Raw genomic sequence first — 15,829 nt, forward strand, 5'->3', positions numbered from 1 at the left:
ATTATATAAACGGATATTACAATAATGTTAGACCACATCATTATAATGCTGGTTTAGCGCCGAATGAATCTGAGGTTAGATATCAAGATTCTAAAACTGTGGCCAAAATTAGTTGACCACTACATTCAGTTCTTCCTTAATTCTGTATCCTGCTTTTTACCAAGTTTCTTCTGTTACACACGTTAAAATGCAACGCACAGAAAACCAAACCTCTTTGACTTTAAAAATCAATCGCAATGAAGCTAAGGGAGTTGATTCGTTAAGTGTGTCTTTTAACCCAACAAATAATAAGATAATTGGTGCACTATTTTATTCTGATGAAAAGTTTGAGAGCGGAGATATATGCAAAAAAGAAATGGGACTAGAGTATATTCAAGCTAACAAGCAAATGCAGCCGACGCCAAACAACGGCTCGACTGATTAGCGCGTTATGTAACCAAGGAAGAATCGTGAAATTCTGGAGAAACTCGTCCACAGAACATTATCCAATGTGGAAAGCATTCTTAATGTACATCTGGGTAATACCTGGAGTTCCGATAGGAACCTTTTTAGGTGTTTATTTCTTAGAGGCTCGTAATAGGAGTGATGATGAATTATTACTTAGCTTGCTTAACTATCGTTTAGATTTTACTTTGATTATTTTATTTGGTGTTGGTTTTATCCTTTGGGTTTGGTCTATGAGAGCCTTAAGTAAGCCTGTTTTTCAAATTCATCAAAATAGGTTGTACTTTTACGGTCATGGCTTTTTTAAAGATGACATTGCACTTGATTCACTTCAAGAAATACGCTCCTATAATCTTGGTCCGCTGGGTCACCTAATAGACTTTAAATCTAAAGTCGGTATTACCTTTAGATCTTTTGCTTTTCTATCAAACATTAATAAAAGTAAATTAGAAAAGTTTTTTGAGGAAAGTGGTATAAAGGTTACATAACAAACCATTCAAGCAGGACATTGCTCCTCACCCGTTTTAGTGGACACCTCCTCATCACTTTGAAGAGGCTAAAATGCCTAAATATACTCAACCTAGGAAGACATGGTTTTATCCAGTTAATTTTAAAATCAAAGTGTTGTGGCATAGTGATTTTGGCCACTATGTACATACAAACTTGTATAAAACCAAGTGGAGCTTTCTTATGCCTTAGTTTTATTAAAAACGTCCACTAATGTTAAACTACAAAAAACTTAATTACTTAATATAGCTATGGCATTTTACATTCCTTTATTACAACCCCACTTTAAGCACATTGAAATTGGCGATACGCTTACATCACTTTGGAGTGGATGTGGCAGTATTGTGCAGTGCCAGCTTGATGATAAAGCCTGCGTTATTAAAGCGATTAAAATACCCAGTTATGTACACCATCCTAAAATTAAACAAAGCGAATTTGCGCTTAAAAGAAAGCAGCACTCATATAGTGTTGAATACACATTTTATAAGCTTTATAGCCAGCATTTACCAGTACATGCGCAAAGTATTGAATGTATAGGTGCAATTAATAAAGATGATGAATATGCGCTGGTGTTTAAGGATTTCACCAAACATGGGTTTACTCAAGCAGGGCCACAACATGTTAAAGCTATATTAAGGTGGCTTGCACACTTTCATGCGTTTAACTTAAGTAAACCCGCTGAAGGGTTATGGCAGCAAGGCAACTACTGGCATTTAAGCACGCGCCCAGATGAGTTTAATAAACTAAAAGATAACCTTGATAAAAAGTCCGATATTAAAAATGCTGCACATAAAATAGATGAGCAGCTACAAAGTTGTACGTATAAAACGCTGATTCATGGCGATGCAAAACTTGCTAACTTTGCAGCAAATGAGCGCGATGAAATACTCGGTTATGATTTTCAGTATATAGGTGCAGGTTCTGGGATAATTGATGTAATGTATTTTATGACCAGTTGCTTGAGTGATGCACAATTACACGAGTGCGCTGATGAGTACCTTGTGTATTATTTTGACAATTTAAAGGCTGCTATTACAGCTTATCACCCTTGGGCACCAGCAAGTAAAATAGCTGACGATTGGCTCGTTTTATGGCCTGCTGCATGGGCTGACTTTTATCGATTTTTAGCTGGGTGGAGCCCCGAGCATCAAAAAATAAATAGTTATATGCAACAGCAAGTAAACAGCTGGTTAGCGGGTAACATTTAATAAACAGGTTTTGCTAATCTCTTGCATAAATATCAAGCAAAACAATACATTTTGGCACGATGTATGAAAATCTCTTTAAAACTACAGGTCAAATGACCTTTTTTAATATAAAATACTGCAAATTCTTGTATCAGTAGGTTTATATCATGGCAATTCACGTTATTTCTCACCCTCTTGTTCAACATAAACTAGGCCTAATGCGAGCGCATGGTATTAGTACTAAAAGCTTTCGTGAATTATGTTCTGAAGTTGGAACCTTATTAACCTACGAAGCAACTAAAAACCTACAGTTAGAAGATAACGAAATTACAGGCTGGGATGGCAATAAATTAAAAGTAGAGCATATTAAAGGTAAAAAAATTACCGTAGTGCCTATTTTGCGTGCTGGTCTTGGCATGATGGACGGTGTTATGCAGTTATTACCAGCCGCTAAAGTAAGTGTTGTTGGTCTTGAACGTAACGAAGAAACGCTAGAGCCAGTACCATATTTTGAAAAGCTTGTTGGTAATATTGATGAGCGCTTAAGCTTAGTTATTGACCCTATGCTTGCAACCGGTGGCTCAATGATTGCCACAATCGATATGCTTAAAAAAGCAGGCTGTAAAGAAATCAAAGTAATTGTATTAGTAGCTGCACCAGAAGGTGTGGAAAAAACACTTACAGCACATCCCGACGTAGAAATATTTACAGCCTCTGTAGATAGCCACTTAAACGAAAAGGGCTATATTATCCCTGGTTTAGGCGATGCGGGCGACAAAATATTCGGTACTGTTTAGGAGTCTTTAAGTGCAAAATAATGACACCTTTTCAATAAAAACTATTTTAACAGGCGCGCAAATGCTGTTTGTAGCATTTGGTGCACTGGTATTAGTGCCACTTTTAACGGGCTTGGATCCTAATGTTGCGCTTTTTACCGCTGGCATTGGTACTTTGCTGTTTCAGGTAGTGACTAAAGGCCAAGTGCCTATATTTTTAGCTTCATCATTTGCTTTTATTGCACCCATTATTGCCGCTGTGCAAATGTGGGGCGTGCCAGCCACTATGGGCGGCTTAATGGTAGCGGGCTTTGCTTATATGCTTTTAAGTTTATTAGTAAAATTTAAGGGCGTTGCAACGCTTCATAAAATTTTACCGCCTGTGGTTGTAGGCCCTGTAATTATGGTTATTGGTTTAGCGCTTGCACCTGTTGCTGTAAATATGGCGATGGGTAAAAGTGGCGACGGCAGTATTCAAATTATTGATTACAACAGTGCTATTTATATTTCGTTGTTCTCGTTAGTGGTTACGCTTATTTTTGCAGTGTGGGGAAAAGGCGTATTTAAGCTTATACCAATATTGGCAGGGGTTGTTGCGGGTTATTGTTTATCGCTTGCAATGGACGTTGTGCAATTTGACGCAGTAACTAACGCACAGTGGTTTGCTGTACCAAACTTCACATGGCCTGAGTTTAAATGGCAGGCTATTTTGTTTATGGTGCCTGTAGCAATAGCACCTGCAATTGAGCATATTGGCGATATGATGGCTATAAGCCAAGTAACCAATAAAGACTTTTTGAAAAAGCCTGGGCTTCACCGTACTTTGTTTGGTGATGGCCTTGCGACGTCTGCTGCATCATTATTTGGCGGCCCGCCTAACACAACTTACTCAGAGGTAACGGGAGCAGTTATGCTTACCAAAAACTTCAATCCTAAAGTAATGATGTGGACAGCCATTATCGCCATTATTTTAGCCTTTGTTGCTAAAATGGGATCTGGCTTACAGACTATACCTGTACCTGTAATGGGCGGCATTATGATTCTACTTTTTGGCTCTATTGCTGTAGTGGGTTTAAATACATTAGTTAAGTCGGGCGATGATTTAACAGCACCACGCAACTTAAGTATTGTTGCACTTATTTTGGTGTGCGGTATTGGCGGTATGCATATAGGTGGTAGCCAATTTAGTTTAGAGGGCGTAAGTTTATGCGCTATTTTAGGCATTGTGCTCAACCTTGTATTACCTAAGGCGCAGCCTCAAGAGAGTTAATAGTGCACGTAAGTTAAAAATATTGCACCAAAATAGCGCATTTTCAATGCGCTATTTTTTTAACCTATTAATAAATATACAAAAATAATAATGGTCTAGTATCTGCATTTAATTTCCAGAACGCATCGTATGCAAAGGAGTTACTATGTCAGAGGCCAATATTGTGGATATAACCCCGTTTTTAGCAAAACACCAACTGCCTTTAAAGTATCAATATTTGAGTGAGCAATATTTTGTTCCACTTGCGCATGACATCCTCGAATCTAAAAAAACAAATACTCCTATTTTTGTTGCCATAAATGGATGCCAGGGCTCAGGAAAAACAACACTCGCAGATTTTTTAGTTACGTGGTTTTCTAAAAACACACCACTTAACAGTGTTGCATTGTCTATTGATGACTTTTATTTAGCAAAACAAGCACGTACTGAGCTTGCCAAAGACGTACATCCTCTTTTTACTACTCGCGGAGTACCGGGTACTCACGACGTAGCGTTAATGAATAGCACAATAACTAACTTACTGGCAGGAGAGGTAAACGTACCGCTTCCACGTTTTAATAAACACGAAGACGACTGCGTGCCAACAAGTGATTGGCTAACAAATGAAAAGCCAGTTGATATTGTTATTTTAGAAGGGTGGTGCGTGGGCAGTGAGCCACAACCGCTGTTTTCATTGAGTGAGCCGCTTAACGAGTTAGAGCAACAGTTTGATAAAGAAGGCGTTTGGCGCCGCTGTGTAAATAGCTGTTTGGCAAATGAATATAAAGCCGTTTTTAACCTAATTGATTATACAGTTATGCTAAAAGCACCGAGTTTTAGTGATGTTTTTACATGGCGACAAGAGCAAGAACAAAAGCTAATAGCCAAAAAAGGTGAAGGCTCAGGCACCATGACTAACGAGCAATTGGTGTATTTTATTTCTCATTTTGAGCGCATTACGCGTGAGAACTTAAACACACTGAGCGCTAAAGCAAATGCTTTAATTGAACTTGATAGCAACCGAGATATTAGCGGTATGCACCTAACAAGTGATGACACCCTTCAACCTATTATTTTTACAGATTTGGACGGTACATTACTCGATCACGCCGATTACAATACAAATAATATCAGTGAGTTATTACAGCAGCTGCAAAATGCGCATATTCCTGTGGTGTTTAATACCAGCAAAACTTTTTGCGAAGTTATAGAGCTTAAAAACGATTTAAATATTCAACAGCCTTTTATTGTCGAAAACGGTGCAGCGGTATTTATTCCAGAAGACTATTTTGAATTAAAGCCAATTGGTTGTAAAAAAGTAGGCGCTTATTGGTGCTACGCAATGGCAAAGCCGTTATCGAGTTTATTAAATGATTTAAATACTTTAAAGGCGGATTATAAAGCGCATTACAAATTGTTTAGTGACTTATCGAGTGAGCAAATTTCAGAGCTTACCGGGCTAAACGATGCACAAGCAAGACGCGCACAAACTCGCGATTATTCAGACCCTCTTTATTGGTATGGCAATGACGAATTACTCACAGCCTTTGTAAACGATGTTGAAGCACTCGGCTACGATATAAAAATTGGCGGACGCTTCATTCATATTGCCAAAAATACCGATAAAAGCGCTGCACAGCAGTGGTTAGTTAAACAGTTTACCCATCATTTCAGAAAGCCTCTCACGGTTATAGCACTGGGTGATAGCGATAACGATAAGCAAATGTTAGAACACGCAAATATCGCCATTATTATTGCCAATCCGGCGAGTAAAAAGCCGGTTAAATTGTCGCACAACAAAGCACGATATTCTCAATCACCAGCACCGCTGGGCTGGATTGAAGAAATAACGTCGTTGCCGTGTATTAGCAGTATTTTAAGTATTTCTGAGGAGCAAACATCTCATGGCTGATTTTTACCAAAATGGCATTATTACAACATTACATAATATTGCCGACAGACCAATAGAAGACCTAGAAAAAGAGCTACTTACTTTTAGTAAGCAGCGCCCTATGGGGTTAATACTTCCTTCGTTATTTAGTGAACTTGAAGGCCCTGCGCTGCAAAATATAGTTAGTGAATTACGCGAAGTACCGTATTTATCACAAATTACGATAGGCTTAGATAGAGCCGACGAAGCACAGTACCGTCATGCACTAGGCTTTTTTAAAGAGCTAAACCAAAACCATAAAGTATTATGGAACGACGGCCCACGCTTACAAGCACTAGATAAAGAATTACAAGAGCTAGGTGTTGCCCCACGCGAGCTGGGTAAAGGGCGTAATGTGTGGTATTGCATGGGTTATAAATTAGCAACAGCAGAAGTAGAGTCTATCGCGCTGCATGATTGCGATATTTTAACCTACGATAGAAGCCTACTTGCTCGCTTAATTTACCCCGTTGCGCATCCGCGTTTTAACTATGAATTTTGTAAAGGGTTTTACCCGCGTACTGCTAATGGCAAAATTAATGGCCGTGTATCGCGCTTATTAGTAACGCCATTGCTTCGCTCATTTAAAACAATTTTAGGCAATACCGACTACCTTGAATATATGGACTCTTTTAGATACCCACTTGCAGGTGAGTTTTCGTTTAGACGCGATGTATTAAACGATATTCGTATCCCAAGTGATTGGGGCCTTGAAATAGGCGTACTGAGTGAAATGTATCGTAACTATTCGCATAACCGCTTGTGCCAAGTAGATATTGCCGATAATTATGACCATAAGCACCAAGAACTTTCACTTGATGATCAAAGTGCAGGTTTGTCTAAAATGTCGATTGATATTACTAAGGCATTGTTTAGAAAGCTGGCGACTCAAGGTGTTACTTTTACCAGCGAAACAATTCGTTCATTAAAAGCGACTTATTACCGTATCGGTTTAGATTTTATAGAAACGTATCATAACGACGCGCTAATGAACGGGTTAACGCTTGATGTACACCAAGAAGAAAAAGCAGTAGAAATGTTTGCACAAAATATTATGGAAGCAGGGCAACACTTTTTAGAAAACCCAATGGAAGCGCCATTTGTGCCAAGTTGGAACCGTGTTGTATCTGCAATGCCAGACGTACTTGAGCGCTTAAAAGAAGCCGTAGAGCTAGATAACGAAGAATATAGTTAACCTGCGTGCAGGTTAACTAGCCTATAAGTCTAAACAATAAATATTAGGGGCGCATGTGAGCACAGTTAGTGAATTATTTTTACAACGAGTAGAGCAACATCTTCATATTATTTATGAGGGTGTTGAGCTGCCTTTATCGGTTACTGAGCTTGCTCAGCAACTTATTAAAATTATATTAGGTAGCAATGCACTGCGCGACCCGACACCCCATACAAACAGGTGGGATGAACAAGATATAGTATTGATTGCTTATGGCGACTCTATTATTAAACACGATGATAGTGAATTTGCCGTATCGAGCCCAATGGAGGCACCGCTTAAAACACTACACAGGTTTATAAAAGAGCAATGTGATATGCAGTTAAATGCGCTGCACATATTGCCATTTTACCCGTACAGCTCAGACGAAGGCTTTGCCGTAATGAACTACGTGCAAGTGAATGAGTCCTTGGGTGATTGGGGAGATATTCAAAATATCGCTAAAGATGTAAAGCTAATGGCGGATTTGGTTATTAACCATTGCTCAAGCAGAAGTGTATGGTTTGAGAACTTTTTAAATGATTTACACCCGGGTAAAGACTATTTCAAAACGGCCAGCTTAACGGATGATTTAAGCCAAGTTGTACGCCCGCGAACCTCATCGTTATTAAATACTGTAACTACGCCAAGCGGCGAAAAACACGTGTGGTGTACCTTTAGTCACGATCAGGTTGATTTTGACTTTGGCAATCCTGATGTACTTAAAGAGTTTGTGGGAATAATTAGGCATTATTTAGACAATGGCGTGCGTTTGTTTAGGCTTGATGCGGTTGCATTTTTGTGGAAACAGCTTAATACAAGTTGTATTAACTTGCCACAAACACATGAAGCCGTAAGGCTAATACGAACACTTATTGAGCACGCAGAGCCGAGCGTAGTTATAATTACCGAAACCAATATTCCAAACCAAGAAAACCTATCGTACTTTGGTAACGCCAACGAAGCGCACAGTATTTATAACTTTGCATTACCGCCATTGTTGCTACACACATTACTTAGCGGCGATAGCACAGCAATTAAACATTGGATGATGAGTATGCCGCCTGCGCAAAATGGGACGGCATACTTTAACTTTATAGCCTCACACGATGGAGTAGGGCTCAGACCAATTGAAGGTTTATTACAACCCAGTGAAGTGGCGTCACTTGTAAGTACCACTATGCAATTTGGTGGTCGTGTATCTATGCGAACCAGTAACGATGGCACGCATACACCGTACGAGCTAAATATTGCTTTATTTGATGCTCTCCAAGGGACGCACAATGGCCCAGATAAGTTTGGCCTGGAACGGTTTATGTGTGCTCACGCAATTATGTTTGCGCTTGAAGGTATCCCAGGGCTTTATATTCATAGTTTGTTGGGTACAACTAACGATTACGAACGCTTTGAAAATTCACAGCATAACCGTGCTATTAACCGCCATCGTTGGCAAGAGTCAAAGCTACTGTCGGCAATTGGTGAAAAGTACAGTCATCATCATAAAGTGTTTAACGGCATAAAAAGCTTATTGGCAGTACGCAAAAAGCAAAGTGCCTTCCACCCAAATGCTACACAGTTTACGCTGCATTTAGCAGGGGGATTATTTGGTTTTTGGCGACAAAGTATAGACAGACGCCAAAGCATATTTTGTGTTTATAACATTAGCGATAAACCACAAACACTCACATTGGCCGACTTAAACTTAATTAACACCCAAAAGTGGTTTGATTTGGAGGCAGATAAAACGATTGAAGAAAGCCAATTAACAATAGAGCTAGAACCATACCAAAGCGTGTGGCTGAGTAATATTAAATAAAATGTATTAAAAAAGGCTCGCACTGCGAGCCTTTGTTTTAACTAGGGCGTGTTGATCTTTGTGGATTGAAATTTGTTCAATCTAGGGGCGATTAAATCGCGACGCGAGGTTTGTAACCTAGTGGGCTCGGTAACTGCTCCTGCGTTACCCTACTGGCTTACATCCATGTAAGAATAAGTAAAAACCGAGCAAAGCTTCCGCGTCCTGCTCACGCCCCTTACCTACATCCATGTAGGCAACAAAGAGTTAATCGCCCCTAGAAAGAACCCTTCGGGCAGCGCATGTTTGGTATTTATGCTGCGTTATCGCCTATTTATGGGGAATAACCACACTACATAGGCTCTGCCTTGCCTAAAAACCAAACATACTGCTGAAAATTCACCCACCAATGATCAACACGCCCTAATAAGTTATTTTATTAATTATAAGCTGTAGCTTAAGTTAATGTAGCCAAAGCGGCCAATGTTATCGTAACTTGCGCTACCTGCGCTTGTACCACGTGAACCGTACGGAAGTTTACGATTAAATAGATTATCAACACCTACTTTAACGCCTAAGCCGCTATCGAAGTTGTAACCAACAGTCATATCGGTAATAAAGTATTTACCGTAAGACATTTGGTTACTTGGGTTCGAGTTACTTTCAAGCTCAACATTTGTATATAAATCTACTTCACTTAAAAAGCGTGTTTCAACTGTTGAGAAAAAGTTATCCATAACATAGCTTACAGATAAGTTAGTTTGCCACTTAGCTTCACCTGTAGTACCTGCGTATTCAATGTAGTTACTAGGGTCGTCTTGGAACGGGTAATCTTTACGTTCAATTAAGTAAGTACCAATTAAGCGGGTTTTGAAGCTACCTTCAAGCGCGTCAAAGTCGTAACCTAGTTCAAAATCTATCCCTGATGCTTTTTGGCCGGCAACATTTAATACAGAGTTTTGTATTAAAGTAATTTCACCATTAGCATTACGTGTAATTAAGTTACAGTACTGATTGTTTATACCTGTTGCGCTATCAACACAGCGATCAAGAATGTCTTGCGCGTCGATTGTGTCAATCGCATCTTCAAGTTCAATTTCCCAGTAATCAATAGTAAGCAGCGCGTTTTCTAAAAACTCTGGTTGGTAAACAATGCCTACAGTTGTACTTGTTGACTCTTCGCCTTTTACATCGCGGTTACCGCTAGTTAAACCATCTAATGAGGCTGCATCGTAACCTGAGTTAAAGTCACTCGCTACACCTAATGCGGCACAGTTTGCAGTACGTGTTGCACCGTTTGATAAGTCACCTAGGTTGTCGGCGCGACACGGGTCGTCTACATTGTAGAAAGTTTGACTTGCTGCCCCAAATACTTCACTAATGTTTGGCGCACGAAGTGCTGCAGATTGAGTTACACGTACACGTAGCTCATCATTTACAGTCCAATCAAGGCCAAGTTTCCAGCTAGTTGCTTCGCCAATAGTACTGTAGTCAGCATGACGTACTGCAGTGTCAAATACTAAATCTTGGATAAGCGGTAAGTCAGTTAAAATTGGCATCGTCGCTTCAAAAAATACTTCGCGTACGTTGAACGAGCCTTTATCTTCGCCCAGTGCGTTAAAGAAAGTACCTTCTGCGTTATCTGGCTCTTTTGTTTCGCTTTCTTCTTTACGGTACTCGGCACCAAATGCAACACCTACATAGCCTGCTGGTAATTCAAAAATAGCGCCATTAGCAAGTGAGCCAGAAACAACCGTTTGCTTAATTGTTGAGGTACCAACTGATACTGTATTTATGTAATCAATAGCTTGTTGAGATGGTGCGCCAAAACCCATAATGTTTACAGGCACACATCCGTCAGCTTGTGCAGCAGCGCTACGACATACTACGTTACCATTTGTATCTTCAACGGCATCAAGTGCATTAAAGTAGTTGGCTAAAATCATGTTAGCGCCGTTTTCACGCTCTAGATCAGTTTGGCCATAAACAACTGATGTATCTAATTCCCAATCTTCAAATACAGTCCCTTTTAAGCCGGTAACAAAGCGCGTTGTTTCACGCGTATTGTTTTCAATGCGGCGGCCAAGGTCGGTCATCATGCGGTTAACCATGATTGAATCAACACCTTCCTCTTCCATACGTGCTTTGATGGCTGGGTCTAGGTAAGGGTTGTCGATTTTAATGCTATTGTCGCTGTCGAAAAAGAAAAATGCAGGTTGGCCTATGCTTTCGCCTTGGCTGTTTACGTATTTTGCATCAAAGTAGACATTTAAGTCGTCGGTAACATCGTAGTTAACTTTAAAGTTTACGTTGTAGCGCTCGAACTCAGGTTGAATCTCTTCAAATTGACCAAGATTAAACGAATCACAGTTTGCACATGACAAGCCATCTACATTATCACCTATGTATAAGTCGCGAGCGCTACTGTCGGCGTTAAAGCTATTAGTATATCCATCTTCAAGTGCATAAACACCGGCGTTATTAATTGCGTAATAACCAGCATTAGGTGTTAAGATTTTGTCAGGGAAGGCTGCGCTATCTTTGTTTGCATCTGTTTGGGCTTGATTACGTAAACTACTAAACGAAGTACTAGTCCAAGGGTGGTCAAGTGCATTTAATGAATCTTGGCCAGAGTACTCAATAGCAAAAGCGGCATTACCACGGCCGTTATCAAAATTAGAGCCGTACGAGAACGTCGCTTTTTCGTTGTTGTAGCTGTTTAAATCGGCAAAACCTCGGGTAACACTAAAATCCATACCTTCAATGTTGTCTTTTAATATAAAGTTTACAACACCTGTTACCGCGTCAGCTCCATATACAGCGGATGCACCACCAGTGATAATTTCTACACGCTCGACCCATACACTTGGAATAGTATTGGTATCCACAGCTTGAGAACCTGCAGAGCTTGATACATGACGCTTACCATTTACAAGTACTAAGGTACGGTCTGTACCCATGTTACGTAAATCAAGAATATTTAAACCAGCAGTACCAATAAAACGGCCTGAGTTAGCCATAGAATATGTATTGCCAAGTGCTGGCAAATTGTTTAGCGCTTCACCAATGTTTACAGCGCCTGTATTAATTAGCTGCTCGCCACTTATAACTGTTACTGGTGCAGGTGCAATAGCACCTTCACGTAAAATACGTGAACCCGTTACTTCAACGCGTTCAATTTTTGTTGCTTGCTCATCTTGTGCAAGCACAGAATTACTTGCTGTTGCAGCAGCAGTAATTAATGCACATTTAATGCTAGTAGAAAGTAAATTATGACGTTTCATGTGTTTCCCAAAGGACATTTTATAGTAATTTAATACAATATTTATTTTTACTTAATACAGTCTGTATTAGATAAAAACCTATAACTTTTGTTATGAGGGCGGCGATTATTGCACGGGGAAACCAGTAATAGAAGAGAGGTAACTTGATGGATTCAAATGAGTTATTTCTGTATCAATTTTTATAAAGTTCAGTTTGTTGCGTTTTTTACATTTATAATTTTAATTATTTGATATGAGTTTGTAACTAAAAATAAGGTTTTTTATTGTCTATGCACTTTTCATTATCATGTAGTGTTTTTTGTTTTCATTTGAGTGTTAATAATGAACTTTTTTATGGCTTTCATATTAATTTTTTAGGAGAAGGTTAGTTAATTAATAAATTTTAATAGAAGGTTTATTAGTCTTTAATGTTTTATTTATGTAATTTCATGTTGTCGTGAAGTAATTTAAAATACGCTATTTTTGTTGCTAATAAATATAAAATGAGTAAATTTCATCTTTGAAAAGTAAAAAAGGCCCAGTTTATGGACCTTTTATTAACAATAAAACTTACATTTTATATGAAAAAGTAATGTAACCAAAACGCCCTATATTATCGTAGCTAGCACTTCCGCTACCATCACCACGTGTACCATAAGGTAACTCACGATTGAATAGGTTATCTACACCCACTTTTAAGCCAACACCGTTATCAAAGTTATAACCGACTGTCATGTCAGTAATTATGTATGTACCAAAAGTAGTTAAACTATTTGGATTGGGGTTATCGCTTAAATCTTGATCTGTGTATAAGCTTACTTCTTCGATATAACGAGTGCTCAAAGATGTGTATAAGTTTTCGTAGCTGTATTCTATATTTAAGTTAGCTTGCCATTGCGCTTCACCTGTAACGCCCGCATATTCAATGTAGTCGCTAGGCTCATCTTGGAATGGGAACTCTTTACGCTCAATCAAATATGTACCAATAAAGCGTGTTTTAAAGCTACCTTCAAGCGCATCAAAGTCGTAACCTAATTCAAAGTCAACACCAGATGCTTCTTGACCTGACACATTAAGCACTGAGTTTTGAATTAACGAAATCTCACTGTTTGCATCACGTGTAATAAGACTACAATATTGATTTGAAATACCTGAGCCGCTATCAACACAACGATCTAGGATATCTTGCGCACTGATAGTCGAGATTGCATCTTCAAGCTCAATTTTCCAGTAATCGATAGTAAGTGTTGCGTTTTCAATAAACTCTGGTTGGTAAACTAGACCAATAGTAGTACTTGTAGATTCTTCACCCTTCACATCTCGGTTACCGCTTTGTAAACCTTCAAGTGTTTGTGAATCATAGTCAGAATCAAAACCTTCTGGCACACCTAATGCAGCACAGTTGGCACGGCGTGTACTACTGTTTTGTAAATCATTTAAGTTATCAGCTTGACAAGGATCGTCGACACTGTAGAAAGTTTGGCTCGGTGCACCAAAAATTTCACCAATATTTGGCGCTCTTAGCGCTTCTGATTGTGTTAAACGAAAACGAAGCTCATCGTTTAGAGTCCAATCAAGCCCTAATTTCCAGCTAGTTGCATCGCCAATTGTGCTGTAATCAGCGTAGCGTACAGCTGCATCCAGCACTAAGTCTTGAACAAATGGCATATCAGAAAGTAGTGGAATTGATACTTCTGTAAAAATTTCACTTACATCAAAGTCGCCTTTGTCTTCACCAAGTGCATTAAAGAATGTGCCTTCAGCATTATTTGGCTCTTTTGTTTCACTTTCTTCTTTACGGTATTCAACACCAAAAGCCATACCTACATAACCTGCAGGTAATTCAAATAATCCACCATTGGCCAAAGAAGCAGATACTACAGTTTGAGTGATTTCAGATGTACCTGTAGAAACAGTATTAATGTAGTCAATTGCTTCATCACTTGGCGCACCAAAGCCCATAATATTTACAGGAACACAGCCTTCAGCTTGTGCTGCTTCACTTCTACATACAATATTACCATTGCCATCATCTACCGCATCAAGTGCGTTAGAGTAATTTTCAAGAATCATATTCGCGCCATTGACGCGTTCTAATTCTGTTTTACCACGTACAATAGATGCATCTAAATCCCAATCACTAAAGACCGTACCTTTAAGGCCAGCTACAAATCGTGTTGTTTCGCGTGTATTGTTTTCAATGCGACGACCTAAATCAGTCATCATACGAAGTACATTTATTGATTCTACGCCTTCACCATCATTAGCTTCTTCCATAAGCTTCTTAACACTTGGGTCTAAATATGCGTTATCAATTTGTATGGTATTACGTGGATCGCCAAAGAAAAATGCGGGTTGGCCAATGCTTTCACCTTCACTGTTTACGTATTTGGCTTCAAAATAAGCATTTAAATCGTCTGTTACATCATAGTTAACTTTAAAGTTAACATTGTAACGTTCGAATTTTGGTTGTATCTCGTCAAACTGGGCTAGGTTAAACGAATCACAATCTGCACATAGAAGACCGTCAACGTTGTCACCAGTATAAATGTCACGATGAGAGCCATCTGCATTAAATGTATTTACATAACCATTACCTAGGCTAAATACGCCTGCGTTATTAATTGCGTAGTAACCAGCATTTGGCGTATAAATCTTATCAGGAAAATTAGGGTCGTCTTTATTAGAATCGTTTTGGGCTTGGTTACGTAGACTTGAGTATGAACCATCAGTCCAAGGGTGATCTAACGCATTTAAAGAGTCTTGAGCTGAGTATTCAACTGCAAATGCAGCATTACCACGGCCATCATCAAAGTTCTTACCATATGAAAAGGTTGCCTTTTCATTGTTGTAATCACTTAAATCTGAAACGCCTTTAGTTACAGTAAAGTCTAAACCTTCAATATTATCTTTTAAAATAAAGTTAACAACACCTGTTACAGCATCAGCACCGTAAACAGCAGATGCACCGCCTGTTACAATTTCTACACGCTCAACCCATACGCTTGGTATAGTATTAGTGTCAACAGATTGTGAGCCTGCTGAGCTCGAAACATGGCGTTTACCATTTACAAGTACAAGCGTACGGTCAGTACCCATGTTACGTAAATCAAGAATATTTAGACCTGCAGTACCAATAAAGCGGCCTGAGTTTGCTAAAGAATATGTGTTACCTAGTGCTGGTAGTTTATTTAACGCTTCACCGATATTCACTGCACCAGTATTAAGAAGTTGTTCACCAGTAATTACAGTTACAGGTGCAGGTGCAATTGCACCAACTCGGCTGATTTTTGAACCTGTTACTTCAACTCGTTCTATTTTTGTATCCTCAGCATCTGCTGCAATAGAAGTATGCGCCAAACCAATTGCACTTAAACAGAGAGCTGTTTTTATGCCGCTTGAGAGCTGGTTATAAGATTTCATATTATCCCCTAGATGAATTAGTTGTTTTTTTAAACTTAAGTG

At 39.1% G+C, this 15,829-nt stretch carries 10 protein-coding genes; 8 read left to right on the forward strand and 2 right to left on the reverse strand.

The window, feature by feature from the left end; translation table 11 throughout:
• Positions 1 to 187 precede the first annotated feature (187 nt).
• From H5157_RS19575 to H5157_RS19610, 8 genes are all read left to right on the forward strand, one after another.
• Entirely contained in the window at positions 188 to 424 is a 237-nt protein-coding gene (locus tag H5157_RS19575; RefSeq protein ID WP_259399379.1) for a hypothetical protein, read from the forward strand.
• 25 nt (positions 425 to 449) lie between these two features.
• Positions 450 to 932: a hypothetical protein gene (locus tag H5157_RS19580; RefSeq protein ID WP_182725348.1), complete on the forward strand. Its 483-nt coding sequence runs from the start codon at positions 450 to 452 to the stop codon at positions 930 to 932.
• Between the two features lie 270 nt (positions 933 to 1,202).
• A complete protein-coding gene (locus H5157_RS19585) occupies positions 1,203 to 2,159 on the forward strand; it encodes a phosphotransferase (protein WP_182725349.1) in 957 nt (318 codons plus the stop codon).
• 146 nt (positions 2,160 to 2,305) lie between these two features.
• Positions 2,306 to 2,935: a uracil phosphoribosyltransferase gene (upp, locus tag H5157_RS19590; RefSeq protein ID WP_002958676.1), complete on the forward strand. Its 630-nt coding sequence runs from the start codon at positions 2,306 to 2,308 to the stop codon at positions 2,933 to 2,935.
• Between the two features lie 10 nt (positions 2,936 to 2,945).
• Complete coding sequence (locus H5157_RS19595) at positions 2,946 to 4,184, forward strand: uracil-xanthine permease family protein (RefSeq protein ID WP_182681634.1); 1,239 nt, start codon at positions 2,946 to 2,948, stop codon at positions 4,182 to 4,184.
• Between the two features lie 145 nt (positions 4,185 to 4,329).
• A complete protein-coding gene (locus H5157_RS19600; RefSeq protein WP_149603638.1) occupies positions 4,330 to 6,075 on the forward strand; it encodes an HAD-IIB family hydrolase in 1,746 nt (581 codons plus the stop codon).
• Positions 6,068 to 7,288, forward strand: coding sequence for a glycosyl transferase (locus H5157_RS19605; RefSeq protein WP_002958673.1), 1,221 nt, complete (start codon positions 6,068 to 6,070; stop codon positions 7,286 to 7,288). Before H5157_RS19600 ends, H5157_RS19605 begins: the two co-directional genes overlap by 8 nt.
• 55 nt (positions 7,289 to 7,343) lie before the next feature.
• Entirely contained in the window at positions 7,344 to 9,122 is a 1,779-nt protein-coding gene (locus H5157_RS19610; RefSeq protein WP_182725350.1) for a sugar phosphorylase, read from the forward strand.
• A 422-nt stretch (positions 9,123 to 9,544) separates the two neighbouring features.
• Here H5157_RS19610 and H5157_RS19615 read toward each other — a convergent pair whose 3' ends face one another.
• Positions 9,545 to 12,385, reverse strand: coding sequence for a TonB-dependent receptor domain-containing protein (locus tag H5157_RS19615; RefSeq protein ID WP_182725351.1), 2,841 nt, complete (start codon positions 12,383 to 12,385; stop codon positions 9,545 to 9,547).
• A gap of 549 nt (positions 12,386 to 12,934) precedes the next feature.
• A complete protein-coding gene (locus tag H5157_RS19620; RefSeq protein ID WP_154902891.1) occupies positions 12,935 to 15,787 on the reverse strand; it encodes a TonB-dependent siderophore receptor in 2,853 nt (950 codons plus the stop codon).
• Positions 15,788 to 15,829: the final 42 nt, after the last annotated feature.

The organism is Pseudoalteromonas sp. SG43-3, from assembly GCF_014164385.1.
In the GTDB taxonomy this organism is placed as follows: Bacteria; Pseudomonadota; Gammaproteobacteria; order Enterobacterales; family Alteromonadaceae; genus Pseudoalteromonas; species Pseudoalteromonas distincta.

Bases quoted from the DNA above. Each gene is read 5' to 3' on its own strand.
- H5157_RS19600 (WP_149603638.1), top strand. From the start codon at position 4,330: ATGTCAGAGGCCAATATTGTGGATATAACCCCGTTTTTAGCAAAACAC.
- H5157_RS19615 (WP_182725351.1), bottom strand. From the start codon at position 12,385: ATGAAACGTCATAATTTACTTTCTACTAGCATTAAATGTGCATTAATT.
- H5157_RS19575 (WP_259399379.1), top strand. From the start codon at position 188: ATGCAACGCACAGAAAACCAAACCTCTTTGACTTTAAAAATCAATCGC.
- H5157_RS19585 (WP_182725349.1), top strand. From the start codon at position 1,203: ATGGCATTTTACATTCCTTTATTACAACCCCACTTTAAGCACATTGAA.
- H5157_RS19605 (WP_002958673.1), top strand. From the start codon at position 6,068: ATGGCTGATTTTTACCAAAATGGCATTATTACAACATTACATAATATT.
- H5157_RS19620 (WP_154902891.1), bottom strand. From the start codon at position 15,787: ATGAAATCTTATAACCAGCTCTCAAGCGGCATAAAAACAGCTCTCTGT.
- upp (WP_002958676.1), top strand. From the start codon at position 2,306: ATGGCAATTCACGTTATTTCTCACCCTCTTGTTCAACATAAACTAGGC.